Source organism: Candidatus Nitronereus thalassa, assembly GCF_032191465.1.
In the GTDB taxonomy this organism is placed as follows: domain Bacteria; phylum Nitrospirota; class Nitrospiria; order Nitrospirales; family UBA8639; genus Nitronereus; species Nitronereus thalassa.
On record NZ_JAQOUE010000001.1, the window covers coordinates 521,533 to 538,925 of the forward strand.

Annotated in this window: 16 protein-coding genes; all 16 read right to left on the reverse strand. The window is 52.7% G+C overall.

The genetic code is table 11. From position 1 onward, the window contains the following. Position 1: 1 nt before the first annotated feature. The 16 genes from PPG34_RS02500 to PPG34_RS02575 all read right to left on the reverse strand — a co-directional run bounded on the left by PPG34_RS02500 (position 2) and on the right by PPG34_RS02575 (position 17,170). A complete protein-coding gene (locus tag PPG34_RS02500; protein ID WP_313831559.1) occupies positions 2–1,756 on the reverse strand; it encodes a choice-of-anchor D domain-containing protein in 1,755 nt (584 codons plus the stop codon). Positions 1,757–1,869: 113 nt separating this feature from the next. Continuing rightward, a complete protein-coding gene (locus PPG34_RS02505; protein ID WP_313831560.1) occupies positions 1,870–3,621 on the reverse strand; it encodes a choice-of-anchor D domain-containing protein in 1,752 nt (583 codons plus the stop codon). A gap of 140 nt (positions 3,622–3,761) precedes the next feature. Then, positions 3,762–5,777 (reverse strand): tail fiber domain-containing protein, encoded by a 2,016-nt coding sequence (locus PPG34_RS02510; RefSeq protein ID WP_313831561.1) that lies wholly within the window; start codon positions 5,775–5,777, stop codon positions 3,762–3,764. A gap of 69 nt (positions 5,778–5,846) precedes the next feature. Continuing rightward, complete coding sequence (locus PPG34_RS02515; protein WP_313831562.1) at positions 5,847–7,214, reverse strand: collagen-like domain-containing protein; 1,368 nt, start codon at positions 7,212–7,214, stop codon at positions 5,847–5,849. A gap of 354 nt (positions 7,215–7,568) precedes the next feature. After that, positions 7,569–8,351, reverse strand: coding sequence for an iron-containing redox enzyme family protein (locus PPG34_RS02520; RefSeq protein ID WP_313831563.1), 783 nt, complete (start codon positions 8,349–8,351; stop codon positions 7,569–7,571). A gap of 347 nt (positions 8,352–8,698) precedes the next feature. Further along, entirely contained in the window at positions 8,699–8,935 is a 237-nt protein-coding gene (locus PPG34_RS02525; RefSeq protein ID WP_313831564.1) for a hypothetical protein, read from the reverse strand. Between the two features lie 106 nt (positions 8,936–9,041). Next, on the reverse strand, positions 9,042–9,908 hold the full coding sequence (locus PPG34_RS02530) for a methyltransferase domain-containing protein (protein WP_313831565.1): 867 nt from the start codon (positions 9,906–9,908) through the stop codon (positions 9,042–9,044). A 20-nt stretch (positions 9,909–9,928) separates the two neighbouring features. Continuing rightward, positions 9,929–11,050, reverse strand: coding sequence for a hypothetical protein (locus PPG34_RS02535; RefSeq protein WP_313831566.1), 1,122 nt, complete (start codon positions 11,048–11,050; stop codon positions 9,929–9,931). A gap of 2 nt (positions 11,051–11,052) precedes the next feature. Further along, the gene (locus PPG34_RS02540) at positions 11,053–11,784 is read right to left on the reverse strand and encodes an SDR family oxidoreductase (protein WP_313831567.1); all 732 of its coding nucleotides are present in this window, start codon (positions 11,782–11,784) and stop codon (positions 11,053–11,055) included. A gap of 35 nt (positions 11,785–11,819) precedes the next feature. Further along, a complete protein-coding gene (locus PPG34_RS02545; RefSeq protein WP_313831568.1) occupies positions 11,820–13,127 on the reverse strand; it encodes a beta-ketoacyl-[acyl-carrier-protein] synthase family protein in 1,308 nt (435 codons plus the stop codon). A gap of 80 nt (positions 13,128–13,207) precedes the next feature. Next, positions 13,208–13,462, reverse strand: a complete 255-nt coding sequence (locus PPG34_RS02550; RefSeq protein ID WP_313831569.1) for a phosphopantetheine-binding protein — start codon at positions 13,460–13,462, stop codon at positions 13,208–13,210. Positions 13,463–13,475: 13 nt separating this feature from the next. Beyond that, positions 13,476–13,997 (reverse strand): 3-hydroxyacyl-ACP dehydratase FabZ family protein, encoded by a 522-nt coding sequence (locus PPG34_RS02555; protein ID WP_313831570.1) that lies wholly within the window; start codon positions 13,995–13,997, stop codon positions 13,476–13,478. Further along, complete coding sequence (locus PPG34_RS02560) at positions 13,982–14,815, reverse strand: SDR family NAD(P)-dependent oxidoreductase (protein ID WP_313831571.1); 834 nt, start codon at positions 14,813–14,815, stop codon at positions 13,982–13,984. The genes PPG34_RS02555 and PPG34_RS02560 overlap by 16 nt, the downstream gene beginning before the upstream one ends. Then, a complete protein-coding gene (locus tag PPG34_RS02565) occupies positions 14,812–15,609 on the reverse strand; it encodes an enoyl-CoA hydratase-related protein (RefSeq protein ID WP_313831572.1) in 798 nt (265 codons plus the stop codon). Before PPG34_RS02565 ends, PPG34_RS02560 begins: the two co-directional genes overlap by 4 nt. Then, entirely contained in the window at positions 15,606–16,391 is a 786-nt protein-coding gene (locus tag PPG34_RS02570; protein WP_313831573.1) for an SDR family NAD(P)-dependent oxidoreductase, read from the reverse strand. Before PPG34_RS02570 ends, PPG34_RS02565 begins: the two co-directional genes overlap by 4 nt. Further along, positions 16,382–17,170, reverse strand: coding sequence for an enoyl-CoA hydratase/isomerase family protein (locus PPG34_RS02575; protein ID WP_313831574.1), 789 nt, complete (start codon positions 17,168–17,170; stop codon positions 16,382–16,384). The genes PPG34_RS02570 and PPG34_RS02575 overlap by 10 nt, the downstream gene beginning before the upstream one ends. Between the last annotated feature and the right edge of the window lie 223 nt (positions 17,171–17,393).

Genomic DNA, 17,393 nt, shown 5'->3' on the forward strand with positions numbered 1-17,393 from the left:
CCTACTCGCAGCCGAGATCCGTGCGCAGGTCTTGAATGCGCGTGGCGAGTTCCGCGGCACTTTCGCCTTCCACAAAGTCCGGAGGCTTGGGCAACCCATCCGTCTTTTTATACGCCGACGCCAGTTGATCGCAGGCCTCCACGATCTGCCCTTGTTCAATCAGATCGCCAGCCGCCTCAATCATATTGATCAACGCATTCAAACGATTCTCCGCGGAGTTGCCATTACCGCTGCCTGCCAACGTGCCTTCCGAGACGGCCGTATCGATGAACTCCAGAATGTTGGCAATCTGCTCTTCGGGTGGCACCTCGGTCACGATACCGGTGCCGCTTATCGCCACGCTCACCAACGACTCATCCGGATCATCACTGGTGATGTCCAAGGAATCCGCGGCCGCGCCTTCGCTGGATGGCGTAAACGTCACTTCGACATCCGCACTGCCATTCGCGGGAATCACGAGCGGAGTAGCCGGCACCGTGGTCAGCGTAAAGTCGCCGGTGCCTCCGGAGGAGAGCGCAAAATCCGAGACCGTCAGGTCCGCATCGGGCACGACATTTTGAATGGTCACGATGGCCGATTGACTGCTGAACAACTCGACATTCCCGAAGTTGAGCGACGGAGGGGCCACCTCGATATCCGGCTGTGCATCCGGCACAAAGGAAAAGGTTGTTGTGAAGACATCCCAATTATCAGTTGATATCTCAAGATAGACCACTTGGTTGCCGAAGACGTTGTTCAGCCGTTGATCATTGGAACGGTTAGTAACTTGAAATGTTTCTCTAGTAGAAATCCGATAAAGATAAATTTCATAGTTTCCCGTCACATTAGATTCCCAAGTTATGATGTCTTTATCTATAGTGGGAACAAATGAAATGAACTCCTCTAATTGTAGTATGTTGTGGATTGTCCTCCGCTCACCGGTATCCACGTTCAGAATTTCAATCTTCCTATTTTGTGGTGTTCCTTCCTGATCCAGATCGTGGGCTTGCCACACAATCCATGGGCCACTGGTGCAAGGAAACCGTTCAGAGGCATTTGGATCAACTGCCACATCAAAATCCAACCCCGTGACCAAATCGTAAGCCCGAATATTGTGCTGTATGTGCTGGGGATCAACGGACGCATCAAATTCTTCCCACACCACAAACCGTGATCCGATTTCGGGAGACGAAGCTACATGCGATCCTGAAATCGTAGTGGGACCCAATCCGGTGCCTAAAGTGCTGATGTCCAGTAATTGGATGGCAAGAGAATCGGCTGGCCCCTCGACCCATACGACATAATTGCCATGAATACGCGCTTCGCGAAGGGTTGCCAATTCGCGCAATATGGTGGTCTCACCAGTGGATATTTGATGTAGCTTAATTCGACCAGACAAACCACCGACAGTTGGTTCCTCAAAAGCCGTATAAACAATAAAGTCGCCATCAGCATCAGGTAACTCTTCATCCAGAACCTCATCTGACGCGATGAGGATAGGGCTGCCTATGATGCCGCTATCATCAATCCGCTGCATAAGAATGTTCGCTGGGCCGAAACCTGTTGGAATTTGTTCAAATTGGGTATACACCACATAACCTCCAGTTGCGTCTTCCTCTATACTGGGGAGGGATTCAAAAAATGGATTCGGTGTAGTGGTCACCTGAAACTCCGTGGTCACTAACTGATCCGCATGCACCGTCGCCCCCCAGAGGTACACAACCATCAATCCAACAATCAGACTTACAGCCTGCATGGGAAAGTCTTTCTTTCGCATAGAATTATTCCTCCAAAAATACTGAAGAACTCTTCATTTGTGCTCGATGCCGTAACTCGATAATGAATGACCGCCTATGGCGAAACCGTTCCACAGACGATCGTGTTAGGCCATCACTCGCAGCCCAGATCATTACGCAGATCTTGAATGCGCGTGGCCAGTTCCGCGGCACTTTCGCCTTCCACAAAGTCCGGAGGCTTGGGCAACCCATCCGTCTTTTTATACGCCGACGCCAGTTGATCGCAGGCCTCCACGATCTGCCCTTGTTCAATCAGATCGCCAGCCGCCTCAATCATATTGATCAACGCATTCAAACGATTCTCCGCGGAGTTGCCATTACCGCTGCCTGCCAACGTGCCTTCCGAGACGGCCGTATCGATGAACTCCAGAATGTTGGCAATCTGCTCTTCGGGTGGCACCTCGGTCACGATACCGGTGCCGCTTATCGCCACGCTCACCAACGACTCATCCGGATCATCACTGGTGATGTCCAAGGAATCCGCGGCCGCGCCTTCGCTGGATGGCGTAAACGTCACTTCGACATCCGCACTGCCATTCGCGGGAATCACGAGCGGAGTAGCCGGCACCGTGGTCAGCGTAAAGTCGCCGGTGCCTCCGGAGGAGAGCGCAAAATCCGAGACCGTCAGGTCCGCATCGGGCACGACATTTTGAATGGTCACGATGGCCGATTGACTGCTGAACAACTCGACATTCCCGAAGTTAACCGACGGGGGGGCTACCTCGATATCCGGCTGCGCATCCGGGACAAAGGAAAAGGTGCTTGCAAACACGTTAAAATTATCGAGATCGTTAAGATCTTCACCCCACACCACTTGGTTGCCGAAGACGTTATTCAAACGTTTCCCCTCTGGACGATTGGTAACCTGAAAGGTTTCCCCTGTGGAAATCCGGTAAAGAAAAATTTCAAAATTTCCCGTGACATTCGACTCCCATGCAACAAAGTCACCGTCGATGGTCGGCGCAAGTGTTGCAACGTTCTCTTCCTGGACATTCACAATCGTCCGACGTTCTCCCGTGTCAACTTTGAATAATTCAATAGAGTAAGTCCTCAAGGTTCCCTCTGGCGGCAGGGTCATAGACTCCCAGACAATCCACGAGCCGCTTGTGTAGGGACGCCGTTCATTCAGGTTCGAGTCGACCGCTACATCAAAATCCAACCCGGTGACCAAATCGTAAGCCCGAATATTGTGCTGTATGTGCTGGGGATTTGTGGACAAATCGATTTCTTCCCACACCACAAACCGGGAACCGATTTCTGGATCCGTTGCGGCATTCGTTCCTGAAATCGTAATGGGCCCCAAGCCAGTACCTAAGGTGCTCAAATCCAAGAATTGTAGCGTCGTCGATCCCGGAGTGCCTTCGACCCACACGACATGATTGTCATGGATACGCGCCTCGCGAACCGTTGCCAACTCCCGCAACACGGTAGACTGCCCGGTGGAAATTTGATAGAGCATGATGCGTCCCAACGTACTCGTACTACTTTCAAAGGCCGTGTACACAATGAAGTCGCCATCTCCGTCTTGCATCTGTTCATCCAGTACATCATCTGGCGTAATGCGAACCGAAACTCCGACGAGACCGGTGTCGTTGATTCGTTGCAAGAAAATATCACCAGGTCCAAATCCGGTCTGACTGAATTCTTGACGGGTATACGTCACATAGCGTCCCGTCGCGTCTTCACCAAGGCGTGGTATTGATTCAAAGAGTGGACTCGGCGTAGTCGTCACCTGAAACTCCGTGGTCACCAACTGGTCAGCATGCACCGTTGCCCCCCAGAGCCAGACATTCATCAATCCAACAACCACGCTCAATGAATAAGGAAGTGTTTTATTTCTAGTCATCCCATTGTCTCCTTTAATCGTCCTGTTTTCTGCGAGCCGATTCTGTTTGAAGGCTGCACAATGCCTGGACGGCGTATCCCTCAAAGCCTTAGCTAGACGGTCCGCGTTTCCTTCCAGTAAATGGTAAGTATCTTCCGTCATTACTCATTGATTAATCCGACATGGCGGACTCTGGTCTGTTCCGGGATGCGCGCGTGTAACCCTGCCGACAGCACCTGCACCTGCTGAAGCAATGATGCATTCTGCCGTTTGAGCGCCTCCAATTCTGCATCAATGGCGTGGACTTTCTTCTGGTACGTCTCAGACACCTGGTGCTGCTTTTGTAATTCATTAAGCAGCATGGCCGTGAGTTTGTAGTACTGCACGGTTTCGACTTGGCCATCCTCGCCGTACACCACGAGATCCGGATAGACCGCGGCGACTTCTTCGGCGATCAAGCCATATTGCATGGGTTTTGCCCCATCGGCCGTTGGTTGGATATACCGAAACGTGACAGGCCGTAAGGCCAACAGCCCATCGCTCGTGTCACCCATGTCTTGAATGTCTTCTTTGAATCGGCGGGAAGATGACACCGTCCCCAGTTGGCCGTTGGAATCGATGACCACGCTCACGGCATCGGCAACCCCGGTGGTGACACCGCGGATACCCGCGATAAACGTCTGTGCCTGCCCGCTGCCTATTCGAATGGTCGAACTATCGGCGGATTGGCCAGAATGGCCGATATGAATGTTTGACGAACCATTTGACACATTTCCTCCTGCTGAGTTTCCAATTGCGATATTGCCCGAACCCACACCAATGGTTTCCAAAGCACGACTGCCTATCGCCGTGTTGCTATTTCCATTATTAAACCGCAGGGCGAAATACCCGAGAGCCGTATTGTTGCTCTTGTTAACCCCACTATTTTGCAAAGCATCTGTCCCTATTGCCGTGTTAAAACTTCCCGTTGTGTTATCATTAAGAGCCATGAATCCCAGCCCAGTGTTTGAGATTCCAGATGTATTTGAACGAAGAGCAAATGCACCAAAGCTAGAATTTCCACCGCCTGTCGAAGTATTTTGAAGCGCATTAACCCCCATAGCTGTATTGCTGCTTCCAGTAGGACTGCTCGCCAGCGCATTAACGCCAACGGAGGTATTTGTTGTCCCTGTCAGGACATTAGGGTTTAGCGGACCTGCCGGACCTTGGGGCCCTGCTGGTCCGGCCACACCTTGCGGGCCTGGCGGTCCTGCTGGTCCAGGACCTCCTTGTGGGCCTTGGGGACCGGGAGCCCCATCCGCGCCTGCTGGTCCGGGATCACCCTGCGGCCCTTGCAGATTACCGGCCAAGGTCCATGTGGTCGCATCGATCTTTTCGAAGTACTTGCCAGTCTCCGCATCAAGGTAGAAATCGCCAACCACGCCATCGCCAATCGCGGGCGCGCCATTGCCCGTGAGCCACTGCGACCCATCCGCTCCCAGGGCTCCATCCGCGCCGGCAGGACCGGGAGGCCCTTGTGTTCCAACAGGTCCGGCAACACCTTGTGGACCCTGTGGACCTGGAGCACCATCCGCGCCGGCTGGTCCTGGATCACCCTGCGGACCTTGGGGGCCTGGAGGTCCGGCCACACCCTGCGGGCCGGGCGGCCCCGGGTCACCTTGCGGGCCCGCCGGGCCGTCATACAACACCCGTAACCCCACGACTTGCGCTTGGCTCGCAAACCGCACGCTGACATAACTCTGTCCCGGCACCAACAGCGTCGTCGGCACTAATCCCGTGACATCAATCTCCGTCACTTCATCTTCGATGACCGCCTGCGTCAGATTCGTCTGCGTATTGGTAAACGCATCATGCGCATCGCCGACATCCGCCACTGAAATCTCCACATCATAGGTCAATGATTCTGTTTTCTTTGGGATCATCACAACCTTGGCACTGGTGAAGGCGTCGAGGTTGTCCGGTACCGCAAAACTAAAATGCGTCGCATTGCCCAGATTCGCTACCGCCCAATGCCCGACGGTCTTTCCTTCATCTTTCTTCGCGGGCTTGATCCATAATTCATTGGCCCACCCTGGGTGCCCCATACCCAGAACCAGGATCACGCTTAAGATTGTGAGCCAAGACGTTGTGATGTGTATTCCCTTTGTCCTTGTGTTCACATCTCGAAAGTGTCGCATCTGACTATCTCCTTTTACTTTTTGTTACCAACAAGGATGGCAACATTGAGTCTCGCTGATGATTATGATTTAAAGTTTATCTCCGACAATCAAAAATGGGCCCGTTGAGCTTCCATCATCCGGTTCATAATCAAACGTATTGCCCAAGATGAATAAGGGATTAAATGCCTTACACGGTGGTGCCGGTTCCGTGTCGAGTAAAAACGTATTAATAGTAGCAGCATAGGCACCATCTCCATAAAACGGCCATGTGATGTGATGGAAAGTAAGAACATTAAGCGTATCTGGATCCACTGCATCTTGTTGAAACACGGTACACGCCATGAATTCTTGGATCTCAATCACTCGAGACCCCAAAAGGTCTGCAGATCGTGGAACAAAGATTTGAGTGGTTTGCAACTCGGGATGGTCGTCCACACTCGAAACCGTAAAGTTACCGGTCCCGTCATAAACTATCAGTGGAACGATTGTTCCCGGAGTACCGGGATCAGACCCCGGGGGAGGTGGAATGCCTTCATTGCCGATGAATCCAAAGGCTACGACTTTGGTTGAGAAAGCAGAGTGGACTGCAGGACCTGGTGGTCCTTCTGGCCCCGGAATGCCCTGTGGTCCTTGAAGTCCAACAGGGCCGGGATCACCCTGCAACCCTTGCGGGCCTGGCGGTCCTGCTGGTCCAGGACCTCCTTGTGGGCCTTGGGGACCGGGAGCCCCATCCGCGCCTGCTGGTCCGGGATCACCCTGCGGCCCTTGCAGATTACCGGCCAAGGTCCATGTGGTCGCATCGATCTTTTCGAAGTACTTGCCAGTCTCCGCATCAAGGTAGAAATCGCCAACCACGCCATCGCCAATCGCGGGCGCGCCATTGCCCGTGAGCCACTGCGACCCATTCGCTCCCGGGGCACCATTTGCGCCGGCAGGACCAGGCGTTCCTTGTGGTCCAACAGGTCCGGCGACACCTTGTGGCCCTTGCGGCCCCTGTGGACCGGGAGCGCCATCCGCGCCGGCTGGTCCTGGATCACCCTGCGGACCTTGGGGCCCCACAGCACCAATGGTCAGATCGTATTCATCATGATGGCTCTGCCCGTTGCCCGTGGACACGCTGAGCAGGTAGTCGCCAGCTCCTAGCGCTGCCGACCAGGTCGCCACGATTTCCGTTGGCATGGCCGTGACGATGCTCAACTCGCCAAATTCGCCGAGCGTGACACTCAAGTCCGACAGGTTCACAAAATCAAAATCTTGCCCGGTGATGGTGAACGTGCTTTGCGGTGTGCTGTCATCCACCACGACCTCGACTTCCTTGATCAACAAATGTGCTCCGGGGGCACTTGGATCAGGTTTCACCCCCAACGTCGCCGGGGGCCAACCAAGCTCCAGCAGCAAGACAAGGGTTATAAGTCCGCACAGTGGATGGCGGGATAGATGTCGATACCGTTTCATAATAAAATCTCCTTTCATCCGGGACGCGTCCGTGTCCCTCTTCTAAGAAGACGTTGGCTCGTGTGTGCGTCACTTGACAGACGACTCTCTCTTGCTCGTGCGCTCATGTCTTGAAAGTGACGCAGCTGCCTCTCTACTTTTGCTTTTTGTTTCGAAGGAAGAAGGATGCAACATAGAGTCTCGCTGATGATTATGATTGTAGGTTTGTCACCGTCGACCGAGAATGGGATTGTGGAGTTTCCATCCGCCGGTTGATAATCAACGTTCTCCATTTCTCCGATCCAACCAGAACAACGGCTGACTATGTCCATGTTTAGCAAACATAAGGTGCCTCATTTTTCCTTCTGAATTCTTTCACTTGGTTGAAGAATCGGCGCGGTCTGTCCCAAATGCTGCTGGGGCGTAGCCAACAGCCATTCCGGTTTCCAGCGCTAAATGATAGAGGTCCAAGCTTTTGAGAATGGCGCTCTTCACCTTTTGAATGTCTTTGGTATCTGGGTTATCTCCAAGAAGCGCATAAATAATATCCAAAGCCTCGATCGGGTGAAGATCATCATAGGCCGCATGGGCTTGGATCCATTTCATGGCTTTTTTTTGTTGGTTTTCTGGGAAAAACGTTCGATAGTGCGGACTTCGCCATACCATCTCACACCAGTCTCCTGTGACGCCTTCAATGGCGAAGTTGGTGGCTGCCATGCCTTCGGCCAAGCCACCTGATTCGCAAATGTGCCAGCACCAGTCCGTAATAGCCGTCGATGCAGCCGGTCGATCGCCGCGATACAGTTTCTCTCGGGAAATCCCGGCACACTCGGCCCAATCTCGATACCACTCAGCATGTCGTTGTTCTATCCGTAAGTTTTTCACCAGCCAGCCACGAGCCCTATTCAAGGCCACATCTTCCCCGTAGACGCACTTTAAAAGGTTAAGAGCGAGGAATTGTGGAAAGCGCTCAATTAGCGGCCAAAACCCGATCAATAAGGCATGATGTTTGTGTGATGGAATTGACGCGTCACTGAATTGATACCAGGCTTCGTGATGCGCCACTGCATGGGCACGGTCACTGGTCTCATGCACAATGTCTTTCAACCATTGAGCATAACGGTCCGTTTGCAATGCGGCGTCTACTGAGGCGGGCATGCCATCCTCCCTTCATAAGTAGGATTTTCCCACTGTTGCCGATGCTCGTAATGGCGAGCCACATCTCCCTCCATTTTTCATTCAACTTATGGAACAGCCGAGGTTGTATCCGTTGCCCGTAAACTTTGACGTTGGGGTACAGGCAACGCGGCCTTCACAATCAGCTCCTCATATTGAATGATGGCTCTTCTACCCCAGGAGAAGTTACCGATTGATTACAGATTCGAGGAACACGAAACTTTTTTTATGAGGTGAGAGGACGACATCCCTCGGAAGAAGGGGGTGCCACGAGGGTGAATCAGAAAACAGAGGTTTGAGATGGGAAGCTGATCTGAAGGTTGAGAGGTTTAGTTCTTTGGAGAAAGCACGGAGAACCGATAGTGATGAAAAATCGGATGATCGCGTTTGGGTTCCTCCACTAAGATGGCGGCTGGTTCCTGTGACAGCGTGCGCCATTCGGACGTGATCGCTTCGATACGATTAAAGCCCGTGACAAAGGGTTCGCCAAGCCGCAAGATATTCTGAAGAAAGCCTTGAATTTCCGGTTCGTACCGATTGAAAAACTCGGTGGTGACATGGTCCATCCATACTCGACTGCCGGGATGCTGGGTTACATCACGGAGAGCAAGTTAAAAACGGGATAATTCGGGTGGAGCAATAGATCAACATCCATTCGTTGAATCCCAATGGTTAACACCGTTCGCAAAAAGCGCCATCGTTGTTCAGGCTGCTGCGTTGGGCATCACAGGACTTTCTTCCTGTCACCGTAAATAGCACGGAGTAGGTCAACGTATCCTCTCTTTTTAGATATGCGAGAAATCGATCCTGCACCTCGTGTGCCTTCTCCGTATTTCCCAGCGCTTGAACCATTTGAGGCAATGCAATGTCGAGTTTTAGTTTCCATAACTCATAATTTACTGCATCGATCTCGCCAGCAATCAGGTGATAACTATCCACACGCACGGACACATCTTGAAGGGTTGCACGATGACAGAACGTAAACAATTTTCGTCCGAGAAATGGATCGAACCCTTTCGTCCTCAAATAGTTCACCACTTCATGGACCAGCGGCTCCAAATCTTCGTCTTCAGGAAAGTGCCACAGCAATTGGCCGTCGAGATCCTGGAGAATGATTCGCCCGTTTGGTCGACAGACCCGCACCATCTCTTCGATGGCTCGCAAAGGGCTCTCCAAATATTCCAGGAGAAACCGGCAATAGACGACATCGAATCGACCGGAAGGAAAAGGCAATGCATAGGCATTGGCCGAAAGCACATGCGCCGTCGAACCCGTGTGCTGCTGATTGGATCGAAAAAACTGTAGACGGTTCAGACTCATATCAATGCCAACGACTCTCGTGGGGGAAAAACTCTCCGCTACGGCCTGCAATAACGGCGCCGAACCGCACCCGACTTCCAACACGTTTCTGGCTCCTTCCATATATTCCGCAAAATATGTCTCAACCCACTGCGGACCATCAACCTTTCTGTATAATCGCGAGGCCTCGCGAGGATCGTCCATCACATAGGATGCCGTCGTAGTGTCGAGTTGACCCATGACTCACAACCCTCTTGTTCTCACGACGCGTCCATTTCCAACTCAGCCTGCACGATGGGTTCATAGCGTTGCGCCAGATGGTGGTAGAAACGGGTGAACGCCTCGCGAACGACAATGAATTGATTGTACTCTTGCACACGCAAAAGTTGCTCGGGTCGAAAGAGCTTGGCCTGCTTTGCGTCGACCGTCACCGGAAGAAACGCCAACTCGTCATCTGACAAACACTCCGCCACTCGTTGGAGCAAGGCGAGGCTGACCCTGTTGGATTCTACAACACCGAGATGGGGATCAATCAGCAAATCACAGCGGTTTTCCAAAAAACTGAAATTCAATCCAAGCGGGGCACGATACATCAGCGCCGCACCTTGAATGGCACTTCGCTTGTGATCGTGCAGGACAAGAACCTGTCGATATCGTCGGAGGCCAACCATTCGATACTGCGCATCGACTCTGTCGAGAACGACATCATCGGCATCGAAAGCTTCCGCTTGCCAAAAGAGAGCCCCCCGCGTTTGATATACGAGGGCACGCAATAGTTCCTTGTCCGATTGGTCATAAAAATTCACGTCATGACTTCGCCCATGGTCCCTCAACGAAGATATTGGCACCGCAAGAAGGGTATATGACGGCATGGCTGCGGTCTTGGGGTCTGCCGAAACAAACGATCCATAGACCTTGCTCATGTATTTATTCGTGGGGCGAAACCACACTTGAATGGAATGAATGTCTTCATCCCTCATCACATTCGCCAGGCCGTAGAGCCCCATACAACAGGAAGCCAGCGGGCTATTCGAGACCAAGTGTTGAAACACCCAGCCTTGGGTTGTGCTTCTCCAGGCGACGCCTGAGGCAAATCGCTGGCCTGAAGATTCATAGGTGCCGATACGAATGAGTCGTTCTCCTGCTTGTTGCAGGCGTTCCCAATTGTCAGCTACGCGGGAGATATGGGGTTGCAGTAATCGCATTTTCTCTGGATACAGAAATCCTAAATCGCGATACCGGTCGAACAGATCAGACACTTGGATCGTATTCATCGAACAGCCATATGCCGTCAAGGGTTGGGGGTCACTCAGAAGACGCGACACCTGTTCCTCAGAAAGCGGTTCCGTCGGCATGTCAACGATGTTGTGTTGTTCAACCATGATCACTCGACCGTAAACACGTTCCCGTTCACAAAATCAGACTCGGGTGACAGCAGGAATACAGCAAGCTTCCCTGGTCCATCGAGCCACCGCCCTTCCATTCCAAGAGGATCCGAAAAGGGCTGATTCGCCGTGTCTTGGCTGCTCATCGTCGACTCCACCGAATTCGTCAGGATGGCATTACAGGCCACACCGCGCGCGCCATACTCTTTGGTGATGCTCCGCACAAAGGAGTACAGTGCCGTATGATAGGTCGCGACCCCGATATTGGTCTTCTCTCCCTGAAACACGTACACCAGCTTTCCTCTTGTCTGATTGACGACGAATTCTTCCACGACACGTTGGGCAATCAAAAACGCCTGGCGTAACGTTTGGCTTACGGTCCGTTCCCAGAGTTCCAAGGGCCAATCAGGCAACGAGGGAAAATTTTCAGTTGATGGCCACGATTGCTGAACGGGGAAATTGCCACAGACGTCGCTTCGCTGAACCATGTCATCAATCAAACTGCTGACACTTTTCTCCGTTTCAAAGTCGCCATTAACAAACCACGCGTGCCCCATCCCAGCGTTTGGGTCAACGGTTGATTCCCATTGCTCCCACCACGGACGGTCGGATGGTGGAACCCCACACATGACCTCATATCCTTGCTGCTTGAGGGCCGTTACCAGGTCCGCCCCCAGAGAATTTGCCTGGGGGAACAGCGCGACCGTCTGTCGTAAAAACTGCTTCATCATTACACTTGGTTAGAGTTAAGCTTGTCTCTATTTTTCTATCCTTTCCGTATGGCTTTCACCACAATGGAAGAGTTAATTCCGCCGAACCCGAAGGAGTTGGACAGCGCCGCATCAATCTGGTACGGACGGGATTTGTTCGGCACGAAATCTAAATCCAATTCCGGATCCGGATATTCTTGATTTAACGTGGGATGGACGAACCCTTCTTGCATTTGCAACAGAGTGGCCACACATTCCACCACGCCTGCAGCGCACAGCCCATGCCCGATCAGTGACTTGGTGGAATTTACCGGCATGCGATAGGCGTGTGGACCCAACACCATTTTAATGGCCTGCACTTCAACCCGATCCCCTAACGGCGTGGATGGGGCATGGGCATTGATATAGTTGATATCTTCCGGAGCCATGCCCGCATCATCCAAGGCCGTCTGCATCGCACGGACCTGACCTTCGATATGGGGCTGCGTTTTTCGAGATGCATCTGACGCCCCCCCCCCACCGAGGATTTCTCCATACAAAAAGGCGCCTCGTTCTCTGGCGTTTTCGAGAGATTCCAACACCAACGCCGCCGCACAATGGCCAGGAACAAAGCCCGATCGTTTGGCGTCAAATGGCCGACTGGCTCGCTCTGGCTCATCGAGAAACTTGTCCGTCACAATGGCATCGATGAGACCCCATCCGGTCAGGATGACTGGATCCAAATCAATTAATCCCCCCGTAACCAAGACGGTATCCACACGGCCAGAGCGGATTAAATCCAGCCCGGCCATGATGGCCAGGTTCCCACTAGCACACGCAGCACCGATGGTAAAACTCGGTCCTTTGAGATGCAGCAGTTCTGAGATCACCGACAACACATCGGTGTCCAAGGTCAACAGCCCATAGCGCGGATCAATCAGATCTGGGTCCTGTTCGTGCTCAAGAGTATTCTGAAAAATATAATTCATATTGAGATTGTGTCCGCCCAACACGTGTCCAATGGTTTCATCTCCGGCGGTATCAATTTCCATGCGGCTATCGTTCATGGCCTCTAACGCCGCCAGTGCCGTCATCCTCCCGGCATAGGGGGTCGCACGTAGCAGCCGTGTGGTCTTCTTGATCATGGGTTCCGCATACATCGATCGGGTTTTCTCGAAATAGTCAGCCAATGCGCATTCAGGAATCGCTCCCCCAATCTGTGAGTAACGATGGCCGGGATATTTCTGCCACCGTTGAATTCCCGAGCGCCCGGTTTGCAGTCCCTCCAACAAATCGTGCCGGGTCATTCCTAAGGGCGTCACGGCACCCATGCCAGTCACGACCACGCGCGGAGCGTTCTTCTTATCTGGGAACCGATTGTTCATATCCTTATCACGCCATTCCTGATCACAAAGCTGGACCATCCGGTGGTGGTCGTGTTGAAAAAACTCTTATGGGGTTTGGGTCATCCTGTTGATGCCAGCGTTGCTTTTTCAAACAAATCGACAAGTTCTTTGATATTTCGCGCATTCGTCAGCTCAGCCCGAGGCACGCGAATTTTCAATTCCTTCATCGAACGTGACACCACTTCCACCACTTCCAGGGAGTCCGCACCCAATTCTTCCATGCTGTCGGTTTCGACCACCTCGCGATCGGCTAAGCCTTCAACAATTTCTTGGATATTCTTTTTCACGACCTCGAAAATTTCCGCACGACTCATACGACTTCTCCTTTTAATGTGGGATCAGTAATGACACGGCCGCGGCAGAACAAATGGTCTGCCCCACCACGCACTGTCCGACCACGGTCGAAAACAATCCATCCTCTATGACTTTGACAAACACCCGAATGAGGCTGTTAGGACCAATCGATTGCATAAACCTCGCGTGGAGCAGGTGTGTCGCGTGAACACGAGGTTGACCGGTCTGTGGCCTGCCCATAAGAAATAAGAACGCGCCGGCTTGTCCAATCGATTCGACCTGCAACACCCCTGGCCATACCGGACAATCGGGGAAATGTCCCTGGAAAATTTCTGTTCGGTTGGTCACATCAAAATGCCCCGCTAATGTCCCGGCCTCCAAATCAAACCCATCGATAGAATCCAAAAAAAGAAATGGGTCCCGATGGGGAAGGATGGACTGAATGGCTTCCCGAGCGTAGTAGGGTTCTTGATTCTCCCACAGGCCTGTCACAAGCAAACGTTTCTGGGCATGAACCAACTGTTCCTGGACTTCGGGACTTACGGTTGACAGCATTCGTCTGTTTCCTTCTCGCGAGGAAATCCTTCGGTCACTCCAGCGCCTGTGACGAGGGAGAACGGACTGAATAAGGACCACCCTTCATCCGCCACAATGACCTGGCCCGTGATGACATCCAGCAATCCCGAGCTCAACGCCACGCACACATTGGCCAGATCGGCGGGATCCACCAACAACCCTTTGGCCTTGGCGAGTTCCATCAAGGCGTCACCAAATACCTCTCGTGCACTCGCAGAATCAAAATAGCCGGCACTGATGACATTAACCCGAACCCCCGCAGGTTTTAATCGTACCGCAAGATAGCGACACATCGATTCCAAGGCCGCTTTGCTGATGCCCACGAGATCGTAACCAGGCAATGATAGCGTCGCGCCGTCACTTGAAATCGCCGTCACATACCGAGGATAGCAACCCATGTGCCGGTGCACCATTTTTACCCACTCCACCACCGGAAAGACGGAATACTTCATCGAAAGATGCAAAGAGTTCAGCTTATACCCATCGATAGATTGAATGGGTTTAGAAAATGCGACATTACTAATGAGCGCATGTACCTGTATCTGCTGCCGGGCGAGGTCTTGAATGGTCTGCTCGATCGACTCGGCATCGCTCACATCGCATTCCACGATCTTCGGTTCAATAAACCCGGCACAACGGAATTCTTCACGGACTTCCTCAGGGGGCACGCTTCCCCATCGGTAGGTCAGCACCACATTGGCACCAGCGTGAGCAAAGGCCATGCCGATGGCTTTGCCTAACCCACGGGTCCCGCCTGTCACCACGATCCATTTTCCCTGTAGAGATGAGTTGATCATGTGCGATCCTTTTTGAAGTCATCTTTTTTAGACACCGGGTAATGACGCTCAATATGTGGGATGGTCTGCGGTTTGGAAAAAATCTGGTATTGCATGACACGCTCATCATCGAGGGCTTTTCGTAACAGCTGTTCTCGTTTTTTACGCAGAGCGTGCTTATACGTTTCCAACACATCCCTCGGAATGTCCTCAAGCGCGGCGAGGATCTGAGTGACCTGCGAATCCAAATCAGCTCGGGCACAGACGGTCGCACTTAAAGGACCACCAGCCTTTTTGAATTCGCGCCCTTTGACCAAGGCGCCCGTCAGTAACAACCGGCGCGCGAAGGGGGCACCGATGGCTTCCTCCAAAATAAAGGTCGAACCCATCCCGGGCGAAAAGCCCAGCGCCATGAAATTGACCCCGTAGAGACTTTCTTCCGCCATGAGCGGGATATCACACAGTAATCCCAGGATAAATCCACCGCCGACCGCATGGCCTTTCATCACGGCGATCGTGGGAACAGGTGCGGCCATCAGCAGTTGGGGTACTTCTCCTGCGTAATGCAGAATGGAGGTATTCGGCCTGGATTTCAGAAGAGCCTGTCTGGATGCCCCGGCGGAAAAATATCGGCCCTCACCCTCCAGCACGATGGCTTTGAATTTTTTTTCCGCTTTTGTCAGTTCAATCACCAGCTTGAGGTTCTCAAAGCATTCACGGGTAAAATACGGAGATTTGGGTGTACCTACTTTCAGCGTGACCCATGGCCCTTGAAAAAGGATCGGCTGCTCGGATTGCAGTGACATTGACTTCATAGTGAAAACTCCAAGGCTCCGCCTGAGACATACACCGGATTGCGAGGCCAGGTACGCAACGGAGCTCCAGCTAAAAACAAGACCGCGTTCGCAATTTCGTCTGGCGTACCCGCACGTTTTTCCGGACATGTTTCAATTAGCCCCTGTTGAATCGAGAAGGGTACGTCTTCTGTCAGCCTGGTCTTGACGTATCCACCAACCACCACATTTGCCCTGATGCCCTGGTGGCCATAGAGGTGGGTGACCGTACGCGTGAATCCCACCAGCCCGCCTTTGCTTGTGGCATAACTGATATTGGATGGAGCGCCTCCCTGGGTAATTGAGCCCAGCATGATCAACCGACCTACTCTACCTTCCCGAAGAAATGATCTTATGGCTTCACGCCCCATCAAAAATGCACTCGTCAAATTCGTGGTCATGACCTCATCCCATTGCGCCGTCGTCATTGTCACCACGCGCGCGGCTTGAGAAACCGCCGCGTTGTGGATCACGACGTCAGGCGGACCAAACCTTTGTGCGGTGTAATCGAACAAAACCTGGACATCGGATTCTTTGCCCACATCAGCTTGCACGTGACACCCCAGGCCTTCAAAGCGCCGATCGATTTCAGCCAAGAGCGTCTCCACCTCCTCATCATGGCGGCGTGAACAAAACACCACGCGTGCACCGCGTTCCAACGCCAGCCGAACAATTGCTCGCCCAATTCCCCGTGATCCCCCGGTGACGATCAGGACTGTGTTTCGGAGAGCCGTTGTTTCCGCTTCCGCCGGCATCACTCCCATGGCGCCACGCCTTCCCGAAAATTCTTCATACGCTGTTGGGTCGATGGACTTTTGATCAGCTCAACAAAACGCTGGTCGGCATCTGCATTGAATCCCTCGGGAATGGGCCAATGATCTTCCGTCAAGGCCTTCATCGCGTTCACCGTCCGTGAATCAACGCGAGCCCATCGCTTAAGATAGCCTTGAAGGGTATGGTTGAGATCATCAACCACTTCATCGACCAGGCCCCAGGCACTAGCCTTAGCTGCCGTCAGCGAGACGCCGCCCATCCCGAACAGTTTCGCTCGCGCAACGCCCATCCGCCGGACCAGGTAGGGATAAATCTTCGCTGGTATGAGTCCTAACATGGTTTCCGGCGCGGAAAACCTTGCCTGTTCATGCGCAATCACGACATCGGACACGCCCAGGAATCCCAACCCGGCACCGCTGGCATGTCCCGTGACGACACTGATGACCGGCTTCGGCCAACGCCGCAGCGTGTTGAGGATTGATTGAAACACTTCCATGATTTGAATCAACATGACGTCTGAGGCTTGAGTGCTCGACTCTCCCAAGGTTTCAGCCCATTCGAGGTCCAAACCATGGCAAAAGTCAGAAGCCGTTCCTTCGATCACAAGAGGTTGAGCACCACGAAGTCCATCTAACGACAACCGCAAAGCCCGCAGAAGATTCGGTGTGAGATGGGTGGCACCTCGTTCATTGATCAACGTGAATCGATGCACGCATTCTTCATTCTGGTGCAAATGCATATTCGGATCGTCAATGCCAACCCTTGCCATCGATCTCTCCATCTTTAGCACGACAAGTTTTTGTGTTTCATCTCCTGATCTGCCAAAAACTTTAGGCAAATCCGCATCATTTCCTATTGAGCTTATACGTCCAACCACGTTACGGATTGATTACAGATTGAAAAAAATTGGCTGGTTTATTGCGGGATGAGAGAAGGCAGGTTAGACAGGGGTAGGTACACAGCGAACCGAGCCTGGTGAGCGACATCGGCGG